Raw genomic sequence first — 25,688 nt, 5'->3', positions numbered from 1 at the left:
AGCCTGATAAGCCGGGTGCCCGACGCCGCGCAGCCTCTATTCCGCCGCTTCCTGCGGGTCGATCACCCCGCCGCTCTGGCGGTTCCAGTAGCGCGCGTAGAGCCCGTTCTGCGCCAGCAGCACCGCGTGACTGCCCTGTTCCACGATGCGCCCCTGATCGAGCACCACGATCCGGTCCATGCTGGCGATGGTCGAGAGTCGGTGCGCGATGGCCAGCACGGTCTTGCCCTCCATCACCCGCTCGAGCGCGCGCTGGATCGCCGCCTCGACCTCGGAATCCAGCGCCGAGGTCGCCTCGTCCATCACCAGGATCGGCGCATCCTTGAGGATCGCCCGGGCCAGCGCGATGCGCTGCCGCTGCCCGCCCGAGAGCTTCACGCCGCGCTCGCCGAGGTGCGCGTCATAGCCTGTGCGCCCCATGTGGTCGCGCAGGTGCAGGATGAAGTCATGCGCCTCGGCCTTCTCGGCGGCGGCGATCACCTCCTCCATCGTGGCATCGGGACGCCCGTAGCGGATGTTGTCCAGCGCCGAGCGGTTGAACATGGCGGTCTCCTGCGTGACCATGCCGATCTTGCGCCGCAGGCTCTCCTGGGTAACCTCCGAGATGTTCTGCCCGTCGATGTAGATGCCGCCCTTTTCCGTGTCGTAGAGCCGCAGGAGTAGCGCCACGAGGGTCGATTTCCCGGCCCCCGAGGCGCCGACGATGCCGACTTTCTCGGCCGGGCGGATGTCGAGCGCGATATGCTCGACGCCGCCCTCCTCGCGGCCATAGGCAAAGCCGGCGTCGCGGAACTCGATGCGCCCCTCGGGCACCTGCAGCGCCGGGGCGTCGGGCGCGTCGAGCAGCGTGTGGTCGGGGGTGATGGTGCGGATGCCGTCCTCGATCTCGCCGATATTGGCGTAGATGCCCATCAGCGTGAAACTGACCCAGCCGGTCATCTGGCTGAGCCGGATGGCGACGGCCCCGGTGGCGGCGATATCGCCCGCGGTGACGTAGCCCTGTGACCAAAAGGCCAGCGCCCCGCCGATCAGCAGCACCGGCAGCGTGCCTGCCAGCGCCATCAGCCAGAAGCGGAAGGCCGAGGCGATATGCCCGAAGGCGATGAAGCGCTCGCGGTAGGTCGACATGGCGTCGAGCGCCGCGCGATCCTCGAACTCGTCATGGGCGAAGAGCTTCACCGTCTTGATGTTGGTCACCGTGTCGACGAGTTGCCCGGTGACCATCGCCCGCGCCGCCGCGCGCGCCTTCGAGCGCGTTCGGATGCGCGGCATGAAGTGGCGCAGCAGCAGGCCGTAGACGACGATCCAGCCGATCAGCGCCACGCCGATGCGCCAGTCGATCGAGCCCACGAGCCAGACCGAGCCGATCACCGAGGCCAGCGCGAAGAGCACCGCCTGGATGACCTCCGAGATCACGTCGTTCAGCGCCCGCGCGGTCTGCATCTCCTTCTGCGAGATGCGCCCGGCGAAGTCATTGTCGAAGAAGGTCACCGAATGGCCCAGCGTGTAACGGTGCACCCGGCTCAGGATCAGGTTGAACACGTTGGGCTGCATGATGACCGACTGCACGTAGGCCGAGAGCCCGGCGATGCCCGGCCGCAGCAGGATGAAGAAGGCGGCGCAGAGCAGCAGGAACAGCCAGTGGTCGGCAAAGACCGTGCTGGCCGGGCTGCTCAGCGTGCGGTCGATCACGTCACCCAGCAGCTTTGCCGACATCACCTCGAAGACCCCGCCGAGCGCCGAGAGGATCCCCGCCGGGACCAGCACCGGCCAGGCACCGCGCAGTGCCCAGAGCACGAAGCGCCCCAGCGTCTGCGGTGGCGGCGTATGGGCGCGGGAAAACGGGTCTATGATGTCGGAAAGGCTCATGCCTTGCCCTCTCGGTCTTGGGTCAGATCATGCAGGGCCCTGCGCTTGGCTGTCGGCGTCGGGGTCGAGGAACCCGCCGGACTGGCGCGCCCAGAAACCTGCATATAGGCCAGCTTGGGCCAAAAGCGCGTCATGTGCACCCTCCTCGACGATGTGCCCGCCGTCCATCACGAGAATGCGATCCATGGCGGCGATGGTCGAGAGCCGGTGCGCGATGGCGATCACCGTCTTGCCCTGCATCATGCCGTAGAGCGTGTCCTGAATGGCGGACTCGACCTCGGAATCGAGCGCCGAGGTGGCCTCGTCGAGAATGAGGATCGGCGCGTCCTTGAGGATCACCCGCGCCAGCGCGATGCGCTGCCGCTGGCCGCCCGAGAGCTTCACGCCGCGCTCGCCCACATGGGCGTCGTAGCCGCGCCGCCCCTGCCCGTCTTCGAGCGTCAGGATGAAGTCGTGCGCCTGTGCCTGCTTCGCGGCCTCGATCATCTGGGCCTCGCTCGCCTCGGGGCGGCCATAGAGCAGGTTCTCGCGCACCGAGCGGTGCATCAGCGCGCTGTCCTGCTGCACCATGCCGATCTGCCGCCGCAGGCTGTCCTGCGTCACCCGGGTAATGTCCTGCCCGTCGATCTCGACCTGGCCCGATTCAGGGTCGTAGAACCGCAGAAGCAGCTTCACGAGGGTCGATTTCCCGGTGCCCGAGCGGCCCACGAGGCCGATCTTCTCGCCCGGTTTGATGGTCAGCGTCACCCGGTCCAGACCGCCCCAGCCGCGCCCGTAGTGGTGCGAGAGATCCGAGACGGAAATCTCGCCTTTCGTCACCTGCAGCGGCTTGGCCTCCGGCGCGTCGACCAGTTCGATCGGCTGGGCGATGGTCTCCATCCCTTCGGCCACCACACCGAGCTGGCGGAAGAAGGTGGTCAGCGCCCACATGATCCAGCCGGTCATCGCGTTGAGCCGCAGGGTCAGCGCCGTCGCCGCCGCCACCGCGCCGGTGCTGGCCTGACCCTGCATCCACAGCGCAATGGCCCAGCCGACGACCCCCACGATGAGCAGACCGTTGAGCATCATCAGCCCCAGATCCATCAGGGTGTAGATCCGCATCTCGGCCTGGAAGGTCCGCCGCGCTTCCTCGATCGCCTCCTTGGCGTAGTCGAGCTCCTGCCGATCGTGGGCGAACATCTTGACCGAATGGATGTTGGTATAGGCATCCACCACGCGCCCGGTCACGAAGCTGCGGGCGTCCGAGGCGGCCTTTGACGCCTTGCCGACACGGGTCACCGTCCATTTCATCAGCGCCGCGTAGAGCGCGAGCCAGATCAGCATGGGGATCACCAGCCGCACGTCGGCATCGCCGAGCAGCACCAATGCGCCCACGAGGTAGGACAGCGAGAAGGTGATCGCATCGAAGACTTGGAACACCGCCTCGCCCGCCGCCGGGGGCGTCTGCATGATGCGGTTGGCGATGCGCCCGGCGAAGTCGTTCTCGAACCAGCCGATCGACTGGCGCAGCACCTGTTTGTGCGCCCGCCAGCGCACCAGCGTGCCGAAGTTGGGCATGATCGCGTTGTTCAGCAGCAGCACGTCCAGCGCCTGGAACAGCGGCCGCAGCAGCAGGATGAACAGCGCGAGCCCGATGAGCTGCCAGCCGTGCGCCTCCCAGACCTGCGCCGGCTCGCCGCCGAGGATGTCGACGACCCAGCCCATGGCCCAGATCAGCCCGATCTCGATGCTGGCCACCACGACAGAAAGCAGCGCCGTCCAGACGAACACCCGGCGGAACGGCCGCGAATAGTCGAGCATGAAGGGCAGCAGCTTGGTCGGGGGCCGGTCCGTCTGCGGATAGTCCGCATAGGGATCGACCATGCTCTCGAAACGGCGAAACATGGGTCAGGTCCTGTACTTTGACCAAAAGGTCTAGGTCAGGCCTTACAGGAACACCATGACGGAAAAACTTGCCAGTGCGAGGGCCATTGCCCGCGTGAACCAGCGCCAGGCCGCCGGGGTCGAGAGCAGGTACGTCAGAAGCGCGCCCGCCGAGGTCCAGAACAGGCAGCAGACCAGGTTCAGACCCGAAAAGGCCGAGCCCAGCCGCAGCGCCTCGCCCCAGGGGCCCAGCATCGACGGGTAGGCCGAGGCCGCCGCCAGCGCCACCGCCCAGACCTTGGGATTCACCCACTGGAAGAGCACCGCCTCGATCAAGGTCATCGGCCTTGCGGCCTCGGCCTTCTTGCGGCGCTCGGAATTCCACAGGCCCCAGGCCATGTAGAGCATCCAGGCGCTGGCGGCGATGCGCAGCGCGAACTCGAGCCGCGGCATCTGCTGCAGCAGCGCGGCAATCCCGAGCCCGGTGAGCCCGGCGGTGATGCCGACGCCGATCACCACGCCGAAAAGATGCGGCAGAGTGCGCTTCACGCCGAAACGCGCGCCCGAGGCCGTCAGAAGGATGACATTGGGACCCGGCGAGAAGAGCCCGAAGAAGACAAAGGCGTAGAGCGGGTCGAGAGTCATGGAAGGCGCTTACTCGTCAGACAGAAGTTCCGCCTTGGTAAGCGTGAAACCCGATCCGATCCAGCGTTTCTCGGCGGCACGCAGCGCCTCGCCCAGCGCGGGGCCCTTTAGGGCGGGCATGAAATCCCTGGCCGAGAGCGGGAAGGTCACCTCGGTGCCCTTGGCCATTTCGAAGAGTGCCTCTTCGCTGACCGGCTGCTGGAAGCTCGCGGCGCGCAGCAGCAGAACGCTCTGCGCGACGTCACCGCCGTGGCGATAGGCCAGCTCCGCCGGGCCCTGCGGCGTGCCGATCAGGCTCTGATACAGGGCCAGGTGCCGCTGCTGCGCCTTCGACAGCCGCAGGTCAGGCGCTTCCACACCGAGGCTCGCGAGCCTGCGCAGCCCGTCCGGGGCGACGGACAGTCTCTGTTCCTCGGCCACCAGCGGGCCCAGCGCGATCACCGAGGCGCCCGGCAGCACATGCGCCAGCACGCCGACCTGCGCCATCACCGACACGGCAGGCACCGGGTCGGGCGCGGCCAGCAGGCGCAGCATCTCTTGCCCGACGCGCTCGCGCGACAGCGTGTCGAGCCCTTCGAGCGTCTCGGCGATGCCCGCCAGCGCCTCGGGGTCGAAGCCCTGCTCGGGATCGCCGTACCAGGCGGAGAAGCGGAAGTAGCGCAGGGTGCGCAGGTAGTCTTCACGGATGCGGTCGGTGGCGGTACCGATGAAGCGGACGCGGCGGGCGCGCAGGTCCGGCAGGCCGTCCAGCGGGTCGAGGATCAGCCCGCGCGCATCGGCATAGAGTGCATTCATGGTGAAATCGCGCCGCGCCGCATCCTCGGCGATGTCGTCCGAAAAGCGCACCACCGCGCGGCGGCCATCGGTCTCGGTATCGGCGCGGAAGGTGGTGATCTCGTGGCCGATGCCGCCCGCCACCACCGTGACCGTGCCGTGCTCGATGCCCGTGGGCACAGGTTTCAGCCCGGCCGCCTGCGCCAGCTCGACAACCCGCTCCGGGCGCGCGTCGCTGGCGATGTCGACATCGCTCACCGGCACGCCCATCAGCGCGTTGCGCACGCAGCCGCCGACCACGTAGCCCTGATGCCCGCCGTCTTCGAGCATGGTCAGAACCTGCTGCGTCTCGGCGCGGGTCAGCCAGTCGCCGGTGACCGTGGTCTTTCCAAGGCTCATGCCATGCGCTCCGCCAGCCCGCGCAGCATCCGTGCCGTCGCGCCCCAGATGTAATAGGGGCCGAAGGGCACCGTCCAATAGTGCCGCGTGCTGCCGCGCCAGCGCCGCCCCTGGATACTGTAGTTGCCCAGCGCGGCGATATGCTCGAAGGGGACGCGGAAGACCTCGGCCACCTCTCCGGGCTCCGGGACAGGCTCGAAATCGTACATCACGAGGCCGAGCACCGGGGTCACCCGGAAGCCGGTGACCGTCTCGTGCGGCGGCAATGTGCCCAGCACATCCACCCGGCTTTCCGACAGGCCCACCTCCTCGCGCGCCTCGCGCAGGGCGGCGGCCACCGCGTCCTCGTCGCCGGGATCGACCTTGCCGCCGGGAAAGGCGATCTGGCCGGGGTGGTGCTTGAGCCGCGAGCTGCGCTTGGTCAGCACCAGCTCGAGCCCCCGCTCGCAGGCGACAAACCCCGCGAGGACACCGGCGGGACGCAGCTTGCGCCCCTCCGGCAGGACCGTGCCCGGGTTCAGATCGAAATCGGAGGACGCGCCGGAGGTCGACTCCAGCGCCCGTTTCAGCAGATCGATCTGATCCCGGACGCGGCTCACTTCTTCGCCTCGAAACCGACCGTTTCCGGGTCGAGCTCGTAATGCGCGCCGCAGAACTGGCAGTCGGCGGTGACCTTGCCGTCGTCGGTGGTCATCTTCTCGATGTCCCGCGCCGAGTAGATCGACAGCGACTGGCGCACGCGATCCTCGGAGCAGGTGCAGCCGAAGCGCACCGGCTGGGCGTCGAAGACCCGCGGCCCTTCCTCGTGGTAGAGCCGCACCAGAAGGTCGGTCGGAGGCAGGTCGGGGCCGATCAGCTCCAGCTCGTCCACCGTATCGAGGTGGAAGTTCACGCGGCGCCAGTTCTCGCCGTGATCGTCATCGCCGAGCAGGTCCTCGGGGCGCAGCACGCCGTTCTCGCCGCTGCCGCCCTCGCCGTCGACCGGGGGCTTGGCGAAGGGCGAAGCCTTGGGCATGTGCTGCAGCATGACGCCGCCGGCACGCCAGTGCGAGGAGCCATCCGCCTGCGGCACATTGCCGAAGTTGAGCATGAAACGGGTCGGAATCTGCTCGGACTGGGCAAAGTAGCTCTCGGCGCAGCGCGCCAGCGCACCGCCCGCAAGCGGGGTGATGCCCTGGTAGGGCGTGGTGCCCTTGCCCTGGTCGATGAGCACGGCGAAATAGCCGTCCTCGAGCTGGTCGTAGGCCGGGGCATCGGTGACCTGCTCGGGGTCGTAGCTGGCATAGGCGCGCAGCCGGGCCGGCTCGCCCTCCTTGGCGGGAGCGAAGTAATCGGTCGCGATCATGCGCAGCGCGCCGCGGGTCTGCACCTGCAGTGAAAGCTTCCAGCGCAGCTTCATGGTCTGCCCGATCAGCGCGGTCAGCAGAGTCATCTCCGCGACCAGCGCCTCGACGGGCTCGGGGTAGTCGTGCTGGCTGAGGACCCCGTTCAGCACCCCGTCGAGCCGCGCCACGCGGCCCCGGATGTCGGCGTGATCCAATTGAAATGGCAGGACGGTATCGTCCCAGGCGAGTTTGCTGCCGATGGTCATGGGGTTTCCTTATCTGCCGGATCTTGGCATATCGGCCCCATATAAGCAGCAAAAACACGGGAACCAAGGGGGACCGATGACCGCAAGATACGGCGAACCGCCCGAATCCGGGCGCCGGTACACCCTGCGCCCCGGGGCCTATGCCATCCTGCCGCGAAACGGGGCGGTGCTGGTCACCCATCAGGCAGATCCCTGGCCCGAGTACCAGCTGCCCGGCGGTGGCATCGACGCGGGCGAGTCGCCGATCGCGGCGCTGCACCGCGAGGTCTTCGAAGAGACCGGCTGGAAAATTGGCGCGCCGCGCCGGCTCGGCGCCTTCCGCCGCTTCACCTACATGCCGGAATACGACCTCTGGGCCGAGAAGCTCTGCATCATCTACGCCGCCCGCCCGGTGCTGCCGCGCGGCGCCCCCAGCGAGCCCGGCCATCAGGCCGTGTGGATGGACCCGGTGCTGGCCGCAGAGATCCTCGGCAACCCCGGAGACCGCGACTTCCTGCGCCGCGCGCTGGCCTGACTCCACGGCTGGTCGCCCCCCCCTGGAGTGTCTGATCCGGGCCTGACCCAAGCCGAGAGGCTCTGGCCCTGGCCCAGCAGGCTCACTTCCCGCCGAACTCCAGCAAGGCCGCCGAGACATCGTCCTCCAGACGCACACCGCTGCGCGTGCGCTGGGTGAGCCTCCAGAACAGGTCGTCGAGGTATTCCGTGCCCCGGCCCTGCACCTCGAGCGCCAGCGACCGCAGCCCCGCAAGGTCGAGCTGCGTGCCATCGGGCATCAGCGCCTCGGTCAGCCCGTCGGAGTAGAGCAGGAGCCGGTCGCCGGGGTGCATCTGCAGGCACAGTCGCTCGTGACGGGCGCCGGGGATCAGCCCGACCGGCAGCCCGCCCTGCCCCACGAATTCGGCCCCGCCGCAGGCACGCAGCAGCAGCGGCGGCGGGTGGCCGGCCTGCACCAGCTCGACCCTGCCGGAATCGAGATCGGCCACGGCATAGGCCATGGTCAGGTATTGCTCGACCCCCGGATCCGCCGCCAGCCGCTCGTTCAGCCGCCGCGCCACCTCCTCGGGCGGGCGAAACAGCGTGCCGTGCACGATACGCTCGAGCGCGATGTTCTGATCCGGGAAATCTCCGCCCAGCAGCCCGGCGATCCGCGCGGTCATCAGCGCCGAGGTGATGCCGTGCCCCGAAACGTCGATGCTGTAGAGCCCTACGCTGCGCTCGCAATGCGAGAAGCTGCCGACGAGATCGCCGCCGACATGGCCGCAGGGCTTCAGCAGCAGGCTCACCTGCGAGGCGCCGATGCGCCGGCTGCGGCGCGGCACCAGCGCCTCCTGAATGGTGCGGGCCTGCTGCAGGTCGCGGTCCACCGCGTCATAGGCCGCCTGCAGCCGCCCCAGCGTTGCCGAAAGCTGGCGCTGCATCTGCAGGATCCGTGCCCCGGCGTTGATCCGGGCCCGCAGCTCGCCGGCGTTCACCGGCTTGGTGAGGAAATCATCCGCCCCGGCGTCGAGCCCGCGGGCGATCTCGGCCTTGTCACTCTTGCTGGTGAGCAGGATGAAATAGCCGTAGCGCTCGCCGCATTGCGCCCGGAACAACCGGCAGAATTCGAGCCCGTCCATCCCCGGCATCATCCAGTCCGACAGCACCGCATCGGGGCGCATCACGTCGCAGAGCCGCAGCGCCTCGGCCCCGCCCTGCGCCTGATGCACCTCGAGCCCCCAACGCTGCAACATCGCCGAAAGGATGCGCAACTGCAGCGGACTGTCATCCACCACCAGAACGCGCCGTATCGGGGCCTGTCCCCACCTTGGTTCGAAACTCTCCGCCGTGCTCGGGATCAACCTGCGTCCTTTCTAACTGCGCCCGGCAGAGCCTAGAGCGCGCGCGTTAATGCCGGCTTTCGACCGCAGGACGCGGGGCAGATCCCGGGTGGCGAAACACTTCGTTCAGTTTTTGCTGCCACGCTCCGCACAGGAGGGTACGCAGATGACCGAAGCGCCGAGAACTCGCAGCAGGCAGGCTCACGACGGTGAGGGTCAGGACAGACAGGGTCAGGACGGGCATTGTCATGGCGGGTATTGTCAGGACGGACTGGATCAAGACGGGCAGGCTCGTGATGGGCGAGCTCATGACAGCCAGTCGCTCGACCCAGGTTCCGCGGGTGCGGGGTCCGTGGCTGCGGGCTCGATTGAGCCGCTGATCGACTGGCGAAGAGTGGCCGAGCTGCGCGGCGAAATCGGCGCCGCGGATTTCGATGAGGTGGTCGCGCTCTTCCTGACCGAGGTGCAGGCCACGCTCGACCGCCTGCCGGCGCGGCCCGAGTCCCTGCAGGAATTCTCCGAGCAGCTCCACTACCTGAAAGGCTGCACGCTGAACCTCGGCTTCGCGCGGCTCTCGTCACTCTGCGAGGCGGGGGAACTGGCGATCAGCGCCGGCCTCGGCGCAGGGCTCGATCCCGAGCTGCTGCGCACGTGCTTTGCGCGCTCGCGCGAGGAGTTCCTTGCGCAGTTGCCCGACCTCCGCGCCGCCTGATCCGCCGAGAAGCGACCTGAAAAGGAGCATGCGCCCCTGCGCCGGGCGGGTCGCGCCCAGCGCGCTGCGGGGCGTCGTGATCAGATCACGAATTGCGCCAGCACCTCATCGTCGGTGATGTCGCGATAGGCGTAGCCATGTGCGTCGAGATCGGCAAAGAGCCGGTTGAAGTTCGCCGGGTCCGCGGTCTCGATGCCGATCAGCACCGAACCGAAGTTGCGCGCCGATTTCTTCAGGTACTCGAAGCGCGCGATATCGTCTTCCGGCCCAAGGAAATTCAGGAAATCCTTCAGCGCGCCGGGGCGCTGCGGCAGCCGCAGGATGAAGTATTTTTTCACCCCCGAGTAGCGCTGCGCCCGCTCCTTCACCTCCGGCAGACGCTCGAAGTCGAAATTGCCGCCCGAGGTGATGCAGACCACGGTCTTGCCCTTGATCGACTGGCCAAGATCCTTCAGCGCGTCGATCGACAGCGCCCCGGCCGGCTCCAGCACCACACCCTCGACGTTCAGCATGTCGAGCATGGTGGTGCAAAGCCGGTCCTCGTCGACGGTCAGCGTGTTCGCAAGGCCGACACCCTTCAGCACCTCGAAGGTCTTCGCCCCGATCCGCGCCACCGCGGCGCCATCGGCAAAATTGTTCACGGCCGGCAGGGTCACCGGCTTGCCCGCCTCCAGCGCCGCGCGCAGGCAGGCCCCGCCCCGCGGCTCGACAAAGGTGTAGTTGGTCGAGGTGCCGAAATAGCTCAGCAGCCCGGAGCCGAGCCCGCCGCCGCCCACCGGGATCACCAGGTGATCCGGCACCCGGCCGAGCTGCGTCTCGATCTCGACCGCCACGGTCGCCTGCCCCTCGATCACGTCCTCGTCGTCGAACGGCGACAGGAAATGCCCGCCGATCTCGGCGCAATAGGCCTGCGCCGCGCTGAGGCATTCGTCGAAATAGTCCCCGATCAGGCGGATCTCGACGTTCTCGCCGCCGAACATGCGGGTCTTCTGGATCTTCTGCTGCGGCGTCGTCACCGGCATGAAGATCACCCCGGTCTTGTCGAACTGGCGGCACATGTAGGCCACGCCCTGCGCGTGGTTGCCGGCGCTGGCCGCGACGAAGGTGTCGACCTCGGGGCGCTTGCGCATGGCGTTGAAGGCGCCGCGCAGCTTGTAGCTGCGCACCGGGCTCAGGTCTTCGCGCTTGAGCCAGATGTCGGCGCCGAAGATCGCCGAGAGGTGATCGTTGCGCAGCAGCGGCGTCTCGGGAAAGACCGAGCGCATCTCCTGCGTGGCGGCGCGGGCGTGAGCGAGAAAATCATCCATGCCCTAGGCTGTGGCGCATCGACGCGTCCAGCGCAAGACCGACGCGCGCCTCGAAGCCGCCGGGCGGCCTCAGTCGATCGGGCGCTTCTCGACGAAGTGACCGTAGAGCGAGGTCAGCACCGAGATGCCGATCATCGTGGCGAACCAGTTGATCACCAGCCCGTAGACCAGGTTGACGATCGAGCCCGCGCTGTTGTCGATCAGTGCCGGAAGCTCGACCAGCAGCGAGCCACCGATCACCAGCAGCGCCAAGGCCACCACCGCGCCGTCATCGTCCGCCGTCGCGCGCCAGGCCTGTTTCAGCGTCAGCTTCTCGCCCAGCGCCGCGGCGGGCAGGATCAGGCCGAGCCGGAAGAACAGGTAGCCGCCCAGCCCCACCAGGCCGAAGACCAGGATCGGCGCCAGCCCCGGCACCGCCGCGCCGACCAGCCCCACCGGGATCGCCGAGACCATCATGCCGAGGAAGATCACCAGCGCGATGAGGATCGAGCGGCCGAAATAACCGAGGATCTCGCCGCCGTGCCATTGCGGCAGCCAGCCGCGCGGTTGCTCGCCGGTGAGCACGAAGCGATGCCAGGCCACGGCGATCCACAGGCTGGCAAGCACCGCCAGAACCACCAGCGCCAGCGCGGGCACGCCGATGATCGGCACCGGCATGCCGTCGGCGCCAACCTCTCCGGGGTGCAGGTAGGTGGCGATCTGGCTGGCGGCCTGCACGAGGTAGAGCACGAGAGAGACGCGCAGCGCGGTGCCGATATTGTCGACCACCATCCGCAACGAATGCACGAAAATGCGCCAACCCTTCATGAAACACCCCTGCCCGTTTCCGAATTCATCGCCGACCGCTAGCATATGACGACGGCAGGTCAACGGGCGATCCTTGCTACCGGGGATAAAAGGCAGTAATGCGCGGGGCCAGTTCATACGTGAGGGAAAGCCCATGTCCGCGCCCAAGAAAGTCGTCCTGGCCTATTCCGGGGGCCTCGACACCTCGATCATCCTGAAATGGCTGCAGGCCGAATACGGCTGCGAAGTCGTCACCTTCACCGCCGACCTCGGCCAGGGTGAAGAGCTGGAGCCCGCCCGCGCCAAGGCAGAGATGCTGGGCGTGAAGGAAATCTACATCGAAGACCTGCGCGAGGAATTCGTCCGCGACTTCGTCTTCCCGATGTTCCGCGCCAACGCGCTCTACGAAGGTCTCTACCTGCTGGGCACCTCGATCGCCCGCCCGCTGATCTCCAAGCGCCTCGTCGAGATCGCCGCCGCCACCGGCGCCGATGCCGTGGCCCATGGCGCCACCGGCAAGGGCAATGACCAGGTCCGCTTCGAGCTCGCCGCCTACGCGCTGAACCCCGACATCAAGGTGATCGCGCCCTGGCGCCTGTGGGACCTGACCTCGCGCACCAAGCTCATCGATTTCGCCGAGAAGAACCAGATCCCGATCGCCAAGGACAAGCGCGGCGAGGCGCCCTTCTCGGTCGACGCGAACCTGCTGCACACCTCCTCCGAGGGCAAGGTTCTGGAGAACCCCGCCGAGCAGGCCCCCGACTACGTGCTGCAGCGCAGCGTGCCGGTCGAGCAGGCACCGAACGAGCCCGAGTTCATCGAGGTGACCTTCGAGAAGGGCGACGCCGTGGCGATCAACGGCGAGGCGATGTCGCCCGCGACGATCCTCACCAAGCTCAACGAGCTGGGCGGCAAGCACGGCATCGGCGTGCTCGACCTCGTGGAAAACCGCTTCGTCGGCATGAAGTCGCGCGGCATCTACGAGACCCCGGGCGGCACCGTTCTGCTCGAAGCGCACCGCGGCATCGAGCAGATCACGCTGGATTCCGGCGCCGGCCACCTCAAGGATTCGATCATGCCGCGCTACGCCGAGCTGATCTACAACGGCTTCTGGTTCTCGCCCGAGCGCGAGATGCTGCAGGCGCTGATCGACAAGAGCCAAGAGCACGTCAGCGGCACCGTCCGCCTGAAGCTCTACAAGGGCTCGGCCCGCACCGTGGCGCGCTGGTCGGATCACTCGCTGTACTCCGAGGCGCATGTGACCTTCGAGGATGACGCCGGCGCCTACGACCAGCAGGACGCGGCGGGCTTCATCCAGCTCAACGCCCTGCGCCTGAAGCTGCTGGCCGCGCGGAACCGCCGTCTGAAGGGCTGAGCCCTCCCCCAGCGCTGACCTGAATGATCCCCGCCGGACATGCCTCCGGCGGGGATATTTTTATCTAAGCGAAGCGGCGCATGCCCGCCCCTGGCTTTGTCCAGACCCAAATTTCCCGGGCAGTGCGCGCGCAGCGCGGGCGGGGCAGCGCCCCACGCTCGCTTTCCGCCCGTGCCGCGCTAGACTGGCACACAGGACGGAGGGCGCTCTCATGGCCGAGCTGCAGGAATTTCTCGACGCGCAGGCGCAGGTCTGGCCGCAGGTCACCCGCGAGCTTCGGGCCGGGCAGAAGGTCACGCATTGGATCTGGTGGGTGTTTCCGCAGCTCGAAAGCCTCGGCCGCTCGCCGCGCGCGCGGCATTTCGGGCTGCGCGATGCCGCGGAGGCGCAGCGCTACCTGGACCACCCGGTGCTCGGGCCACGGCTGGCCGAGGTCGCGGGCCTGCTTCTGCTGCATCCTGAACGGAGCGCCGAGCAGATGCTCGGTCCTGTGGATGCGCTGAAGGTTCGCTCCAGCATGACGCTCTTCGAGAGGCTTGAAGGCGCGCCCGAGGTCTTCTCCGAGGTGCTCGAGCGTCTCTACGGCGGTCAGCGCTGCCCGGTGACGCGCGCGGCCCTCTCGGTCTGACCCCTCGTGGGAAGACTGCCTCGCGGAAAGAAGGCGGCCCTGAAAAAGATTGCCGCCCCCGGTCACGACACCGGAGGCGGCCCAAGGCACGCAGAGGTGGGGATACGCAAGCGTGCCCTAGCTTGTCGGCGCCAACAGCAGACTCCTCGCAGAGCCCGTTCCATGCGGCTGGCGCCGTGATCCTTTGGTCTTCAGACCCTTATTCGGTCTTTTGTTCCGTCAAACCTCTCGGTCTTCGCGCCGACCGCTGCCCAAAAGACTGGCGGCAAATCATTAACAACACCTGTAGCTCGCAGCCGAACACAACCGAGTTCACTCGTTACTCATACCGCCGTGGACCGGCACGCAGGAGCAACAGCACCCGGTCACCGCGGCAATCGCAACAGTCACGCAACCACGCAGCGAGGAGTTTCACCGGCCTGCAACTTTTTTTGCGGCGCGCCATACAATGCCAGAGCAAGGCGACCGCCGCGCCGGTTCGGCATCGGGTTCGGGTTTGGTGGTGCCCCGCTCCGCGTGCGTCGGCGGAAAATCGTTGATCGTCCGGCGGCGGGGGCGCAAGCTGGCAGACCTGAGGAGGGAGGAGAGATGAAAGCTGTTGTTTCGGGACTGTTTCTGACCGCTTTGACACTTCTGGGCACGGCCCCGCCCGCGGCCGCGGCCACCCGCGAGATCATCGTCGCTGGGGGGTGCTTCTGGTGCGTCGAGGCCGACTTCGAAAAGGTCCGAGGCGTGCGCGCGGCGATCTCGGGCTACATCGGCGGCACCGTGCCGAACCCCAGTTACAAGCAGGTCAGCCGCGGCGGCACCGGCCATTACGAGGCGGTGCGGATCCTCTACGACGACACCCGCGTTTCGGCCGAGGATCTCTATGCCCTGTTCTTCCGCTCGATCGACCCGACCGACGCGGGTGGACAGTTCTGCGACCGGGGCGAGAGCTACCGCACGGCGATTTTCGCCAACGGGCCGGCGCAGAAGCGCGCGGCGATGGCGGCCAAGGCGCAGGCACAGGCAGCGCTGGGACAGAACATCATCACCCCGGTGCTGCAGGCCGGGCACTTCTGGCCCGCCGAGGCGGAGCACCAGGACTATTACAAGGGCACGGGGCTCGTGCTGACCCGCTTTGGGCCACTGCGGCAGTCGAAGGCCTACAAGCGCTACCGCGAGGCCTGCGGGCGGGACGCCCGGGTGCGGGCGCTCTGGGGCAGCGCCGCGCCCTTTGCCGGTGGCTGATCTGAACGGCTGATCCAAAGCCTGATCCCGGAAGACTAGCTCAGAACCGGTATTCGGTGACGTCCTTGAGGTCGGGGATCACGTCGGCGGTGCCGTGGCGGGTGACCATGATCGCCGCGGCGCGCTGCGCCAGTTCGATCGAGGTGGCCATCGGCAGGCCGCGGTCGAGCCCGGCCAGCAGGTAGCCGGTGAAGGTGTCGCCCGCGCCGGTGGTGTCCACCGGGGTCACCGGCAGCGCCGCGAAATCGCGGCTTTCGCCGGAGTCGGTGTTGATCCAGCGGCAGCCACGCGCGCCGAGCGTCACCACCAGGTCGCGCACCGGGATCGTCTCGAGGCTCTGGCCGGTCGCCGCTTCGAGCTGCGCGGCCTCCACCTCGTTGAGCACCAGCAGATCGAGCAGCGGCAGCACCAGCGTCACCGCATCCGCATCGAAGGGCGCCGCGGCATAGGCCACGCGCAGCCCGCGCGACGAGGCCAGTTCCGCCGCCTGGCGCTGTGCATTGGTCTCGTTCTGGAAGACGAAGATGTCCTCGGGCGAGGCGTCGGCGAGCCCGGCCTCGATGCGCTCCACCGAGAGCATGCGGTTGGCCCCGGGGTAGATCAGGATGCAGTTCTCGGCCTCGGTGTCGAGCATGATGATGGCATGGCCGGTGGCCTCCTCGAGCACCGCGATCTGCCGCGTGTCGACGCCGTATTCGGTCAGCCGCTCGATCGCCCAGCGCCCGTCGTCCCCGACCGCGCCGAGATGACGGACCTGCGCCCCGGCCCGCGCCGCGGCGACGGACATGTTGGCGCCCTTGCCGCCCAGCCCGCGGGTCAGCGAGGTGGTGGCCAGCGTCTCGCCCGGCGCCAGAAGGTGCGGCACGCGGTAGGTCATATCGGCATTGATCGAGCCGAGGTTGTAGATCGCCATGCTGTTCCCCAGCCTGTGAAATTCGAAAGTCCCCCACCGGCAGGACCGGCAGGGGACATTGTGCGTGTCAGCCGACCTTGCAGGCCGCCAGCACCGCCATGTTCAGAATGTCATTGGCGGTCATCGTCGTCGAGCAGATCTGGATCGAGCTGTCGATGCCTGCGAGGATCGGGCCGATCACCGTGGCTCCCGCCATTTCCTGCATCAGCTTGACCGAGATCGAGGCCGAGTGGCGCGCCGGCACCACAAGGATGTTGGCCGGGCCGGTCAGGCGCTGGAACGGGTAGTTTTCCTGCGCCCGGGTGTTGAGCGCCACGTCGACGGTCATCTCGCCCTCGTATTCGAAGTCGACGCCGCGCTTGTCGAGGATCATCGGCGCGCGATGCATCTTCGAGGCGCGTTCCGACACCGGGTAGCCGAAGGTCGAGAAGGAGACGAAGGCGACGCGCGGCTCTAGGCCGAGGTGGCGGGCGACGCCGGCGGCGCGCTCGGCGATGTTCGCCAGGTCCTCTTCCTCGGGCCATTCATGCACCAGCGTGTCGCTGATCAGCACGATGCGGCCCTTGTGCAGCAGCGCGGTCACCCCGGCCACACCGCTTTCGGCGTCGGCGTCGAAGACCTGGTTGATCGCCTCCATCACATGCGCCGACTTGCGGGTCGCGCCGGTGATCAGCCCGTCGCCATGACCGTGCGCCAGCAGCAGCGAGGCAAAGACGTGGCGGTCGCGCGCCGCCAGCCGGTGCACGTCCTGGCGGTCGTAGCCCTTGCGCTGCAGGCGCTGGTAGAGGAACTCCTTGTAGGTCTCGAGATGTGGCGTGTTGGCGGCGTTGACCACCTTGATCTCGCGCACCGCATCCCCGAGGCCGCTGGCCTCGAGCTTCTCCTTCACGTCGGCCTCGCGGCCCACGACCACCGCCTTGCCGAAGCCGTTGCGCTGGTACATGACCGCGGCGCGCAGCACGCGCGGATCGTCACCCTCGGCGAAGATCATCCGCGCCTGCGCCGCCCGGGCGCGGCTGTTGATGCTGCGCAGGACCGAGGCGGTGGGGTCCATGCGTCCGCGCAGGCCGGCCTCATAGGCCTCCATGTCGATGATCGGGCGCCGCGCCGCGCCGGTGTCCATGCCGGCCCGCGCGACGGCGGGCGGGATGCGGTGGATGAGCCGCGGATCGAAGGGCGTGGGAATGATGTAGTCACGGCCGAAGGTCAGCGACTTGCCGTAGGCCAGCGCCACCTCGTCGGGCACGTCCTCGCGCGCCAGCTCGGCCAGCGCGCGGGCGCAGGCGATCTTCATCTCGTCGTTGATCGCCCGGGCGTGAATGTCGAGCGCGCCGCGGAAGAGATACGGGAAGCCGAGCACGTTGTTCACCTGGTTCGGATAGTCGGACCGGCCGGTGGCGACGATGGCGTCGACGCGGACCTCATGCGCCTCTTCCGGGGTGATCTCCGGGTCGGGGTTCGCCATTGCGAAGATCACCGGGTTGTCGGCCATGCTCTTGACCATGTCCTGGGTCACCGCGCCCTTGGCCGAGACGCCGAGGAAGACGTCGGCTCCGACCATCGCCTCTTCGAGGGTGCGCAGCTTGGTATTGGCGGCATGGGCCGACTTCCACTGGTTCATGCCCTCGGTGCGGCCCTGGTAGATCACCCCCTTGGTGTCGCACATGATGCAATTGTCATGCTGCGCGCCCATCGACTTCAGCAGCTCGAGGCAGGCGATGCCCGCCGCCCCCGCGCCGTTGAGCACGATCTTCACGTCCTCGATCTTCTTGCCCGAGAGGTGCAGCGCGTTGATCAGACCCGCGGCGCAGATCACCGCGGTGCCGTGCTGGTCGTCGTGGAAGACCGGGATGTCCATCTCTTCCTTCAGGCGCTGCTCGATGATGAAGCATTCGGGCGCCTTGATGTCCTCGAGGTTGATGCCGCCGAAGGTCGGCCCCATCAGCTTGCAGGCCTTGATGAATTCCTCGGGATCCTCGGTGTCGAGCTCGATGTCGACCGAGTTCACGTCGGCGAAGCGCTTGAAGAGCACCGACTTGCCCTCCATCACCGGCTTGCCGCCCAGGGCACCGAGGTTGCCGAGACCCAGAACCGCGGTGCCGTTCGAGATCACCGCGACGAGGTTGCCCTTGTTGGTGTAGTCATAGGCCAGCTCGGGCTTGGCGGCGATTTCCTCGCAGGGAACGGCGACGCCGGGCGAATAGGCGAGGCTTAGGTCGCGCTGCGTGGTCATCGGGACCGTGGCAGTCACTTCCCATTTACCGGGGGTCGGGTCGAGGTGGAAGGCAAGCGCCTCTTCACGGGTGAATTTTGTTTTTGTCATTGGCCTGCAGTCCTCCGGTATGAGCGGCGTTTCTCTTAGCGCAGGGGAAGCCCCGGCTCAACTGCGCTCGACTGGGCGCATTTCGCCTTTCACCGACCCTGCGCGCTTTGATATGTCTGCCCGAAGCAGCACTGGGGGACTAGATGACGGCAGTCACGCCGATGATGGCGCAATATCTTGAGATCAAGGGGCAGTATCCGGACGCGCTCCTCTTCTACCGGATGGGCGACTTCTACGAGATGTTCTTCGACGACGCGGTGGCGGCGGCCGAGGCGCTGGATATCGCGCTTACCAAGCGCGGCAAGCACGCCGGCAACGACATCCCCATGTGCGGCGTGCCGGTGCACGCGGCCGAGGGCTACCTGCTGACGCTGATCCGCAAGGGCTTCCGCGTCGCCGTGGGCGAACAGCTGGAAAGCCCCGCCGAGGCGAAGAAACGCGGCCACAAGTCGGTGGTGAAGCGTGACGTGGTGCGGCTGGTGACCCCCGGCACACTCACAGAAGAGTCTCTGCTGGAAGCCCGGCGCCACAATTACCTCGCCGCCTTGGGCCGCATTCGGGACGATTGGGCGCTGGCCTGGACCGACATTTCCACCGGCGCGCTGCACGTCATGCCGCTGAGCCGCGCGCGCATTGGCGCCGAGCTGGCGCGGCTGGCGCCCTCGGAGGTTCTGGTCTCGGACAGCACCGACGAGGAACTGCGCCCGGTGCTGAGCGATCTCGGCATCTACCCCACCGTGCTGGGCGCCGCCTCCTTCGACTCCACCGGCGCGGAAGAGAGACTGAAACGGCTCTTTGCCGTGCAGACGCTTTCGGGCTTCGGCGCCTTCGAGCGGCCCGAGCTTTCGGCCCTCGGCGCGCTGGTAGACTATCTCGACATCACGCAGAAGGGCCGCCTGCCCCTGCTCCGCCCGCCGCAGCGCGACGCGGTCTCGAACCTGCTTCAGATCGACGCCGCCACCCGGCGCAATCTCGAGCTGACCCATTCGATGAACGGCGGTCGCGCCGGATCGCTGCTGTCGGTGATCGACAGGACGGTGACGCCCGGCGGCGCCCGCCTTCTGGAAAGGCGCGTGTCCTCCCCGTCGCGCAACCTGGGGGTGATCGAAGCCCGGCTTCAGGCTCTGGACTGGGCGATGGAGAGCGCCGAGGCAAAGCTCCTGCGCGACAGCCTGCGCAAGGTGCCCGACCTCGACCGTGCGCTCTCGCGGCTTGGCCTCGACCGTGGCGGTCCGCGCGACCTTGCTGCCGTGCGCAACGCGCTGGCGCAGGCCGAGGAGATCGCCGAGACCCTGAACAGAGCCGAATTGCCGCCGCTGCTGCGCGATGCACGTGAAACACTGACCGGCCACGACACGCTGATCGAAATGCTCGAGACCGCGCTGATCGCCGAACCGCCGCTCATGGTGCGCGATGGCGGCTTCATCGCGCCGGGCTACGATGCGCAGCTCGACGAGGCGCGCACCCTGCGCGACGAAGGCCGCGGCGTGATCGCCTCGATGCAGGCGAAATATGCCGAGATGGCCGGGGTGAATTCGCTGAAGATCAAGCACAACAACGTGCTCGGCTATTTCATCGAGACGACTGCGACGCACGCCGAGAAGATGATGTCGGCGCCGCTGAGCGAGACCTTCATCCACCGCCAGACCACCGCCAACCAGGTGCGCTTCACCACGGTCGAGCTGACCGAGCTGGAGACCCGTATCCTCAACGCCGGCAACGAGGCGCTGGAGATCGAAAAGCGGCTCTACGAAAGCCTTAAAGCTGCCATCCTGGAGCGCGCACCGCAGGTTTCGGAAACCGGCCTGTCGCTGGCCGAGTTCGACGTGGCGCTTGGCCTGTCGGACCTTGCGAAGGCCCAGAAGTGGGCCCGCCCGCAGGTCGACGACAGCCGCGCCTTCGAGATCGTCGCGGGCCGTCACCCGGTGGTGGAACGCGCGCTTCAGCAGCAGGGCGGCGCACCCTTCATCGCCAATGATTGCGCCCTGAACGCCAATGGCGAGGGCGCGGCGGTGACGCTGCTGACCGGCCCCAACATGGCCGGTAAGTCGACCTACCTGCGGCAGAACGCGCTGATCGCCCTGCTGGCGCAGATGGGGTCTTACGTGCCCGCCGACCGCGCGCATCTGGGCGTGGTGAGCCAGATCTTCAGCCGCGTCGGCGCCTCTGACGACCTGGCGCGCGGGCGCTCGACCTTCATGGTCGAGATGGTCGAGACCGCCGCGATCCTCAACCAGGCCGACGACCGGGCACTGGTGATCCTCGACGAGATCGGCCGCGGCACGGCGACCTATGACGGTCTGTCGATCGCCTGGGCAACGCTCGAGCACCTGCACGGGGTGAACCGCGTGCGCGGGCTCTTCGCCACGCACTACCACGAGCTGACCCAGCTTGCCGCCAAGCTGGAGGGCGTCGGCAATGCCACCGTCGCGGTGAAGGAATGGGAAGGCGAGGTGATCTTCCTGCACGAGGTGCGCGAGGGCGCCGCCGACCGCTCCTACGGCGTGCAGGTGGCGCAGCTGGCGGGCCTGCCGCCCGCCGTCATCGCCCGCGCCCGCGATGTGCTGAGCGCACTGGAGGAAGGCGAGCGCGGCCGCAGCTCTCCGAAGGCGCTGATCGATGACCTGCCGCTCTTCTCGGCGGCGGCGAAACCAGAGCCTGTTGCGGCGCCGAAGGGCCCCTCGGTGGTCGAGGAACGGCTCGGCACCCTGCTGCCCGACGAGATGACCCCGCGCGAGGCGCTGCAGGCGCTTTACGAGCTGAAGGGTCTGATGAAGGGCTAAGCGCGTTTCACGTGAATCCATGCTCGGCATTTGGATTCACGTGAAACGGACGCCGGGTGATCATCCGGGATCAAGGCGAAGCCGCCGGACGAGCGCCGGCCCGTCCCGGCGGGCTGGCGCTTCTTCGTCCTCGTAGCCCGCTCAAACGGAGTCCCGATTTGGCCGGGACAAACGGCTGCCCCGCAACCGGTGCAGCGCCACGCCACGGACCGGCACAGGTCCGGCTCCCCGTAGCTCCCATGCAAAAAAGAAAAACCCCCGGCCTCGCGACCGGGGGTTCTCCGTAGCCATTCCTGACGAGATCAGCCCTGCATCGAGCTGACGCCGACCTGCGCTGGACGCAGCAGGCGGTCGTAGAGCATGAAGCCCTCGGCCGAGACCTGGATGATCTCGCCCGCCTTGGTGCCGGGCACCGGCGCCTCGAACATCGCCTCGTGCATCTTCGGGTCGAACTTGTCGCCGACCTGCGGGGTGATCGCGGTCATGCCGTGCTTGCTGAACACGTTGGTCAGCTCGCGCAGGGTCAGCTCCACGCCCTCGACCAGCGCCTCGCCGGCCTCTGCCTCGCGCGCCGCGTTCAGCGCACGGTTGAGGTTGTCGTAGACCGGCAGCAGGTCACGGGCGAGCTTCGAGCCGCCGTACTGCTGCGCCTCGCGGCGATCCTTGTCGGCGCGCTTGCGCGCGTTTTCCGCATCGGCCAGCGCCCGCATGAAGCGGTCCTTGTACTCGTCGCGCTCGGCGCGCAGCGAGTCGAGCTCGAGCGCCTCGTTGTCGATCTCTTCCATCTCGTCGGCGAAAGCCTCTGCCTCTGCCGCCTCGATGTCGTCGAGGAATTCGTCTTTCTTCGCGTCTGCCATGTCTAACCTCTAGCTCCGCTCGGCAATCAGCCTGCCGACCAGCTGTGCCGTGTAGTCCACGATGGGTACGATCCGCCCGTAGTTGAGCCGCGTGGGTCCGATGACCCCGACCGCACCGATTATCTTTCGATCCGCGTTCATATATGGAGAGACCACCAGAGAGGAACCCGAAAGTGAGAAAAGTTTGTTCTCGGAGCCGATAAAAATGCGGACCCCGTCGCCGGTTTCGGCAAGCTGAAGGAACTCGGCGATATCCCGCTTGCGTTCGAGGTCGTCGAACAGCGAGCGGATGCGGTCCAACTCCTCCGCCTCTCCCTCCGGACTGAGCAGATTCGACGTCCCGCGCACGATCAGCCGCGCCGAGTTGTCGGCATCCTTTTCCCAGGCGGCCATGCCGGTTTCGATGAGATCCGCCGCCAGCGTGTCAATCTCCTGCCGGCGCGTCGCGATCTGGCGCGAGATCTCGCCGCGCAGCTCCGAGAGCGTCTTGCCCTCGATCAGCGCGTTGAGGAAATTCGCCGCCTCGCGCATCGAGCTGGGGGTCTGCCCGGCGGGCGGGCGGAACAGCCGGTTCTCGACGTGACCGTCGGCAAAGACCAGCACCACAAGCGCCCGGTCGTGGCCGAGCGAGACGAACTCGATGTGCTTGACCGGCGCCTCGTGCTTCGGAGTCAGAACCAAGGAGGCGCCGTGGGTTACGCCAGAGAGCGCCGCGCCGACCCGGTCGAGCAGCCCGCCCACGTCGTCGCCGCCCTGCGTGGTGGTCGCGTCCAGCGCCAGACGGTCGGAGTTGTCGAGATCGCGCACCTCCAGCAGCCCGTCAACGAACATTCGCAGGCCCACCTGCGTCGGCACCCGCCCCGCCGAGACATGCGGGCTGTCGAGCAGCCCGAGATACTCGAGATCCTGCATCACGTTGCGGATCGTCGCGGCCGAGACCTTCTCCGACAGGCTGCGCGTCAGGGTGCGCGAGCCCACCGGCTCGCCCGTCTCGAGATAGGATTCGACCACGCGGCGGAACACCTCGCGCGAGCGATCATTCATTTCATCGAGAAGACGGTTCCCCTCTTTCATGCGCAAACTCCCGCTGTTCAGGGTCATTAAAGGCCCCCTTCCGCAGCCGTCAATCGGGGTTGCGAGACAGCATCAGCCCCAGTATCCCGGCAGCAACCGAGAAGAGAGGCATTCATGAGACCTTCTGGACGAGATTTAAGCGATATGCGCAGCGTTTCAATCGAAACGGGCGTCACGAAACATGCCGAAGGGTCCTGCCTGATCAAGATGGGCGACACCCACGTGCTCTGCACCGCCACGCTCGAGGACCGGGTGCCGCCCTTCGTGAAGGGCAGCGGCCTGGGCTGGGTGACCGCGGAATACGGCATGCTGCCGCGCTCCACCGGCTCGCGCATGCGCCGCGAGGCGACCGCCGGCAAGCAGGGCGGCCGCACCGTCGAGATCCAGCGGCTGATCGGCCGTTCGCTCCGCGCCGGGGTCGACCGCGTCGCGCTCGGCGAACGCCAGATCACCATCGACTGCGACGTGATCCAGGCCGACGGCGGCACCCGCTGCGCCTCGATCACCGGCGGCTGGGTCGCACTGCGCCTTGCGGTGAACAAGCTGATGAAGACCGGCGCCATCACCACCGACCCGCTGACCCCGGTCGCGGCGGTGAGCTGCGGCATCTACGCCGGCCAGCCGGTTCTGGACCTCGACTATGCCGAGGACAGCGAGGCGGGCGTCGACGGCAACTTCATCTTGCGCGGCGATGGCCAGCTGATCGAAGTACAGATGTCGGCAGAGGGCGCGACCTTCAGCCGTGACCAGATGAACAAGCTGATGGACCTTGCCGAAGCCGGCGTCTCGCAGCTGGTCGACGCGCAGCTGGCGGCCTGCAAATGACCCGGGTGTTCAGCGACAAGAAACTGCTCGTCGCGACCCACAACGCGGGCAAGCTCGAGGAGATCACCGAGCTGCTCGCACCCTACGGGGTCGAGGTCGTGGGCGCGAAGGAGATGAACCTTCCCGAACCCGAGGAAACCGGCACCACCTTCGTCGAGAACGCCCGCATCAAGGCACATGCGGCGGCAAAGGCCACCGGCCTGCCCGCGCTGGCCGACGACAGCGGCATCTCGGTCGATGCGCTGGACGGCGCCCCCGGTGTCTATACCGCCGATTGGGCCGAAACCGGCAATGGCCGCGACTTCATCATGGCCATGGGCAAGACCCATGACGCCCTACTGCAGACCGGCACCGAAGAGCCCTGGACCGCGCGCTTCAACTGCACGCTGGTCCTGGCCTGGCCGGATGGCACCGATGCGGTCTTCCCCGGCGTGATGGAGGGCAAGGTGGTCTGGCCGATGCGCGGCAAGAACGGTCACGGCTACGACCCGATCTTCCAGCCCGAAGGCTACGAGATCACCTTCGCCGAGATGGACAGCGACGAGAAGAACCGCATCAGCCACCGCGCCGATGCCTTCGCCAAGTTCGTGAAGGGCTGCTTTGCCCGCGATGATGCCTGAAACCGCCACGGAAACCTGGCGTGAGGGGGGCTTCGGCCTCTACGTGCATTGGCCTTTCTGCGAGGCCAAATGCCCCTACTGCGACTTCAACAGCCATGTCGTCCGGTCGATCGACCAGACCCGCTGGGCAGACGCACTCAGCTCCGAGGTCCGCCGCTACGGCGAGATGACCTCGGGGCGCATCCTCAACTCGATCTACTTCGGCGGCGGCACGCCCTCGCTCATGGAGCCCGCGACCGTGCAGGCGGTGCTCGACGCTGCCAAGGAACACTGGACCTGGGCCAATGATATCGAGATCACGCTCGAGGCGAACCCGCGCTCGGTCGAGGTCTCGAAGTTCGAGGGCTTCCGCGAGGCGGGCGTCAACAGGGTCTCCATGGGCATTCAGAGCCTGCGGCCGGACGATCTCCGCCGCCTCGGGCGACTGCATGACGTGGGTGAAGCGATCGTCGCGCTGGAGACCGCGAAGTCGGTTTTCGAGCGGGTCAACTTCGACCTGATCTACGCGCGCGAGAACCAGACCCTGCAGGGCTGGGAGACCGAGTTGCGCGAGGCGCTCGACCTCGCCGCCGACCACCTGTCCCTCTACCAGCTCACCATCGAGGAAGGCACGATGTTCTGGGAGCGCGCGCAGCGCGGCCAGATGAAGAAGCTGCCCGATGAAGACCTCGCCGCCGACATGTTCCTCGCGACGCAGGAGATCACGGCGAAGGCAGGCTATTCCCCTTACGAAGTGTCGAACCATGCTTTGCCCGGCGCGCAGTCGCGGCACAATCTGGTCTACTGGCGCGGCGGCGATTACGTCGGTGTCGGCCCCGGCGCCCATGGCCGTGTCACGGTGAACGGCACCCGCCACGCGACCGAGGCCTGGAAGATGCCCGGCGCCTGGATCGAGAAGGCCGAGACCGGGCGCGCGGACAGCGTTTTCGACCCGCTCGGGAGTGAAGACATCATGACAGAATTTGTCATGATGGGCCTGCGTCTGCGCGAGGGCATCTCCCTCTCACGCCTGGAAGAGATCTCGCCATCGCCCCTGCCCGCCCACAAGCTGACCGAGCTTCAGGAGCTGGGCCTGCTCTGGCGCGACCTCGATCTGATCGGCACCACGACGGAGGGCCGATTGGTGCTCAACGGCGTGATCTCCGAACTACTGACCAACTGATCCAAGACGGTTTCATGTGAAACGTTACCCACAGGATCCGCCGGATCCTGTGGAGATCTCTCACCGTCCGGGCACCCTGGAAAACAAGAAGGCCGAGCCACAAGGGCTCGGCCTTCTTTATTGGAACCAGAT

At 67.3% G+C, this 25,688-nt stretch carries 22 protein-coding genes; 9 read left to right on the top strand and 13 right to left on the bottom strand.

Translation table 11 applies throughout. The features are described from left to right. Positions 1–36 precede the first annotated feature (36 nt). The 6 genes from LC039_RS10470 to LC039_RS10445 are packed head-to-tail and all read right to left on the bottom strand — an operon-like array spanning position 37 to position 7,141. Positions 37–1,869, bottom strand: a complete 1,833-nt coding sequence (locus LC039_RS10470) for an ABC transporter ATP-binding protein (protein ID WP_226623913.1) — start codon at positions 1,867–1,869, stop codon at positions 37–39. A 27-nt stretch (positions 1,870–1,896) separates the two neighbouring features. After that, positions 1,897–3,753: an ABC transporter ATP-binding protein gene (locus tag LC039_RS10465; protein ID WP_226623911.1), complete on the bottom strand. Its 1,857-nt coding sequence runs from the start codon at positions 3,751–3,753 to the stop codon at positions 1,897–1,899. A 42-nt stretch (positions 3,754–3,795) separates the two neighbouring features. After that, positions 3,796–4,377: a LysE family translocator gene (locus LC039_RS10460; protein WP_226623909.1), complete on the bottom strand. Its 582-nt coding sequence runs from the start codon at positions 4,375–4,377 to the stop codon at positions 3,796–3,798. A 9-nt stretch (positions 4,378–4,386) separates the two neighbouring features. Continuing rightward, positions 4,387–5,550 (bottom strand): CCA tRNA nucleotidyltransferase, encoded by a 1,164-nt coding sequence (locus tag LC039_RS10455; protein ID WP_226623908.1) that lies wholly within the window; start codon positions 5,548–5,550, stop codon positions 4,387–4,389. Continuing rightward, positions 5,547–6,149 (bottom strand): CoA pyrophosphatase, encoded by a 603-nt coding sequence (locus tag LC039_RS10450; RefSeq protein ID WP_226623906.1) that lies wholly within the window; start codon positions 6,147–6,149, stop codon positions 5,547–5,549. Before LC039_RS10450 ends, LC039_RS10455 begins: the two co-directional genes overlap by 4 nt. Then, positions 6,146–7,141: an Hsp33 family molecular chaperone HslO gene (locus LC039_RS10445; protein ID WP_226623905.1), complete on the bottom strand. Its 996-nt coding sequence runs from the start codon at positions 7,139–7,141 to the stop codon at positions 6,146–6,148. The genes LC039_RS10450 and LC039_RS10445 overlap by 4 nt, the downstream gene beginning before the upstream one ends. Positions 7,142–7,217: 76 nt before the next feature. Here LC039_RS10445 and LC039_RS10440 point away from each other — a divergent pair, with 76 nt between their 5' ends. Next, positions 7,218–7,655: an NUDIX hydrolase gene (locus LC039_RS10440; protein WP_226623903.1), complete on the top strand. Its 438-nt coding sequence runs from the start codon at positions 7,218–7,220 to the stop codon at positions 7,653–7,655. Between the two features lie 82 nt (positions 7,656–7,737). Here the strand turns inward: LC039_RS10440 and LC039_RS10435 are convergent, their stop codons facing one another. Beyond that, positions 7,738–8,979: a fused response regulator/phosphatase gene (locus LC039_RS10435; RefSeq protein ID WP_226623902.1), complete on the bottom strand. Its 1,242-nt coding sequence runs from the start codon at positions 8,977–8,979 to the stop codon at positions 7,738–7,740. Positions 8,980–9,310: 331 nt separating this feature from the next. Here LC039_RS10435 and LC039_RS10430 point away from each other — a divergent pair, with 331 nt between their 5' ends. Then, on the top strand, positions 9,311–9,670 hold the full coding sequence (locus tag LC039_RS10430; protein ID WP_226623900.1) for an Hpt domain-containing protein: 360 nt from the start codon (positions 9,311–9,313) through the stop codon (positions 9,668–9,670). 80 nt (positions 9,671–9,750) lie between these two features. On the opposite strand, the gene ilvA is transcribed toward LC039_RS10430, so the two are convergent. Continuing rightward, complete coding sequence (gene ilvA / locus LC039_RS10425; protein ID WP_226623899.1) at positions 9,751–10,977, bottom strand: threonine ammonia-lyase IlvA; 1,227 nt, start codon at positions 10,975–10,977, stop codon at positions 9,751–9,753. Positions 10,978–11,046: 69 nt separating this feature from the next. Further along, positions 11,047–11,784 (bottom strand): hypothetical protein, encoded by a 738-nt coding sequence (locus LC039_RS10420; RefSeq protein ID WP_226623896.1) that lies wholly within the window; start codon positions 11,782–11,784, stop codon positions 11,047–11,049. Positions 11,785–11,917: 133 nt separating this feature from the next. Between LC039_RS10420 and LC039_RS10415 the strand changes: the two genes are divergently transcribed. The 3 genes from LC039_RS10415 (at position 11,918) to msrA (ending at position 14,999) form a co-directional block, all read left to right on the top strand. Further along, complete coding sequence (locus tag LC039_RS10415) at positions 11,918–13,138, top strand: argininosuccinate synthase (protein WP_226623894.1); 1,221 nt, start codon at positions 11,918–11,920, stop codon at positions 13,136–13,138. 211 nt (positions 13,139–13,349) lie between these two features. After that, the gene (locus LC039_RS10410) at positions 13,350–13,766 is read left to right on the top strand and encodes a DUF1810 domain-containing protein (protein ID WP_226623892.1); all 417 of its coding nucleotides are present in this window, start codon (positions 13,350–13,352) and stop codon (positions 13,764–13,766) included. A 588-nt stretch (positions 13,767–14,354) separates the two neighbouring features. Continuing rightward, the gene (msrA, locus tag LC039_RS10405; RefSeq protein ID WP_226623891.1) at positions 14,355–14,999 is read left to right on the top strand and encodes a peptide-methionine (S)-S-oxide reductase MsrA; all 645 of its coding nucleotides are present in this window, start codon (positions 14,355–14,357) and stop codon (positions 14,997–14,999) included. 40 nt (positions 15,000–15,039) lie between these two features. Here the strand turns inward: msrA and LC039_RS10400 are convergent, their stop codons facing one another. Together LC039_RS10400 and LC039_RS10395 are read right to left on the bottom strand one after the other, a co-directional pair. Beyond that, the gene (locus LC039_RS10400; RefSeq protein WP_226623889.1) at positions 15,040–15,912 is read right to left on the bottom strand and encodes a ribokinase; all 873 of its coding nucleotides are present in this window, start codon (positions 15,910–15,912) and stop codon (positions 15,040–15,042) included. A 67-nt stretch (positions 15,913–15,979) separates the two neighbouring features. Continuing rightward, the gene (locus LC039_RS10395) at positions 15,980–18,235 is read right to left on the bottom strand and encodes an NADP-dependent malic enzyme (protein WP_226623888.1); all 2,256 of its coding nucleotides are present in this window, start codon (positions 18,233–18,235) and stop codon (positions 15,980–15,982) included. A gap of 143 nt (positions 18,236–18,378) precedes the next feature. Here LC039_RS10395 and mutS point away from each other — a divergent pair, with 143 nt between their 5' ends. Further along, a complete protein-coding gene (mutS, locus tag LC039_RS10390; RefSeq protein ID WP_413463827.1) occupies positions 18,379–21,018 on the top strand; it encodes a DNA mismatch repair protein MutS in 2,640 nt (879 codons plus the stop codon). Between the two features lie 302 nt (positions 21,019–21,320). Here the strand turns inward: mutS and LC039_RS10385 are convergent, their stop codons facing one another. Next, positions 21,321–21,875 carry a nucleotide exchange factor GrpE gene (locus LC039_RS10385; protein WP_226623887.1) on the bottom strand — a complete coding sequence of 185 codons (555 nt, stop codon included), beginning with the start codon at positions 21,873–21,875 and terminating at the stop codon, positions 21,321–21,323. A 9-nt stretch (positions 21,876–21,884) separates the two neighbouring features. Beyond that, a complete protein-coding gene (hrcA, locus tag LC039_RS10380) occupies positions 21,885–22,949 on the bottom strand; it encodes a heat-inducible transcriptional repressor HrcA (RefSeq protein ID WP_226623886.1) in 1,065 nt (354 codons plus the stop codon). 114 nt (positions 22,950–23,063) lie between these two features. Here hrcA and rph point away from each other — a divergent pair, with 114 nt between their 5' ends. Genes rph through hemW form a run of 3 tightly spaced genes read left to right on the top strand, consistent with a single transcriptional unit; the run spans position 23,064 to position 25,556 of the window. Then, positions 23,064–23,774 carry a ribonuclease PH gene (gene rph / locus LC039_RS10375; RefSeq protein ID WP_226623885.1) on the top strand — a complete coding sequence of 237 codons (711 nt, stop codon included), beginning with the start codon at positions 23,064–23,066 and terminating at the stop codon, positions 23,772–23,774. Then, complete coding sequence (gene rdgB / locus LC039_RS10370; protein WP_226623884.1) at positions 23,771–24,394, top strand: RdgB/HAM1 family non-canonical purine NTP pyrophosphatase; 624 nt, start codon at positions 23,771–23,773, stop codon at positions 24,392–24,394. The genes rph and rdgB overlap by 4 nt, the downstream gene beginning before the upstream one ends. Then, positions 24,387–25,556 carry a radical SAM family heme chaperone HemW gene (gene hemW / locus LC039_RS10365; protein WP_226623883.1) on the top strand — a complete coding sequence of 390 codons (1,170 nt, stop codon included), beginning with the start codon at positions 24,387–24,389 and terminating at the stop codon, positions 25,554–25,556. The genes rdgB and hemW overlap by 8 nt, the downstream gene beginning before the upstream one ends. Positions 25,557–25,688 lie beyond the last annotated feature (132 nt).

Source organism: Alloyangia pacifica (assembly GCF_020524285.1).
Taxonomy (GTDB): Bacteria; Pseudomonadota; Alphaproteobacteria; order Rhodobacterales; family Rhodobacteraceae; genus Salipiger; species Salipiger pacificus_B.
Note: the sequence above shows the minus strand (reverse complement) of the source record. Positions and strands in the feature narration are given on the sequence as shown.

What these genes read in the sequence shown, in the direction of transcription:
- LC039_RS10470 (WP_226623913.1), bottom strand. Translation starts at nt 1,869, where the DNA reads ATGAGCCTTTCCGACATCATAGACCCGTTTTCCCGCGCCCATACGCCG.
- LC039_RS10465 (WP_226623911.1), bottom strand. Translation starts at nt 3,753, where the DNA reads ATGTTTCGCCGTTTCGAGAGCATGGTCGATCCCTATGCGGACTATCCG.
- LC039_RS10460 (WP_226623909.1), bottom strand. Translation starts at nt 4,377, where the DNA reads ATGACTCTCGACCCGCTCTACGCCTTTGTCTTCTTCGGGCTCTTCTCG.
- LC039_RS10455 (WP_226623908.1), bottom strand. Translation starts at nt 5,550, where the DNA reads ATGAGCCTTGGAAAGACCACGGTCACCGGCGACTGGCTGACCCGCGCC.
- LC039_RS10445 (WP_226623905.1), bottom strand. Translation starts at nt 7,141, where the DNA reads ATGACCATCGGCAGCAAACTCGCCTGGGACGATACCGTCCTGCCATTT.
- LC039_RS10440 (WP_226623903.1), top strand. Translation starts at nt 7,218, where the DNA reads ATGACCGCAAGATACGGCGAACCGCCCGAATCCGGGCGCCGGTACACC.
- ilvA (WP_226623899.1), bottom strand. Translation starts at nt 10,977, where the DNA reads ATGGATGATTTTCTCGCTCACGCCCGCGCCGCCACGCAGGAGATGCGC.
- LC039_RS10420 (WP_226623896.1), bottom strand. Translation starts at nt 11,784, where the DNA reads ATGAAGGGTTGGCGCATTTTCGTGCATTCGTTGCGGATGGTGGTCGAC.
- LC039_RS10415 (WP_226623894.1), top strand. Translation starts at nt 11,918, where the DNA reads ATGTCCGCGCCCAAGAAAGTCGTCCTGGCCTATTCCGGGGGCCTCGAC.
- LC039_RS10410 (WP_226623892.1), top strand. Translation starts at nt 13,350, where the DNA reads ATGGCCGAGCTGCAGGAATTTCTCGACGCGCAGGCGCAGGTCTGGCCG.
- msrA (WP_226623891.1), top strand. Translation starts at nt 14,355, where the DNA reads ATGAAAGCTGTTGTTTCGGGACTGTTTCTGACCGCTTTGACACTTCTG.
- LC039_RS10400 (WP_226623889.1), bottom strand. Translation starts at nt 15,912, where the DNA reads ATGGCGATCTACAACCTCGGCTCGATCAATGCCGATATGACCTACCGC.
- LC039_RS10395 (WP_226623888.1), bottom strand. Translation starts at nt 18,235, where the DNA reads ATGACAAAAACAAAATTCACCCGTGAAGAGGCGCTTGCCTTCCACCTC.
- mutS (WP_413463827.1), top strand. Translation starts at nt 18,379, where the DNA reads ATGACGGCAGTCACGCCGATGATGGCGCAATATCTTGAGATCAAGGGG.
- LC039_RS10385 (WP_226623887.1), bottom strand. Translation starts at nt 21,875, where the DNA reads ATGGCAGACGCGAAGAAAGACGAATTCCTCGACGACATCGAGGCGGCA.
- hrcA (WP_226623886.1), bottom strand. Translation starts at nt 22,949, where the DNA reads ATGAAAGAGGGGAACCGTCTTCTCGATGAAATGAATGATCGCTCGCGC.
- rph (WP_226623885.1), top strand. Translation starts at nt 23,064, where the DNA reads ATGAGACCTTCTGGACGAGATTTAAGCGATATGCGCAGCGTTTCAATC.
- rdgB (WP_226623884.1), top strand. Translation starts at nt 23,771, where the DNA reads ATGACCCGGGTGTTCAGCGACAAGAAACTGCTCGTCGCGACCCACAAC.
- hemW (WP_226623883.1), top strand. Translation starts at nt 24,387, where the DNA reads ATGCCTGAAACCGCCACGGAAACCTGGCGTGAGGGGGGCTTCGGCCTC.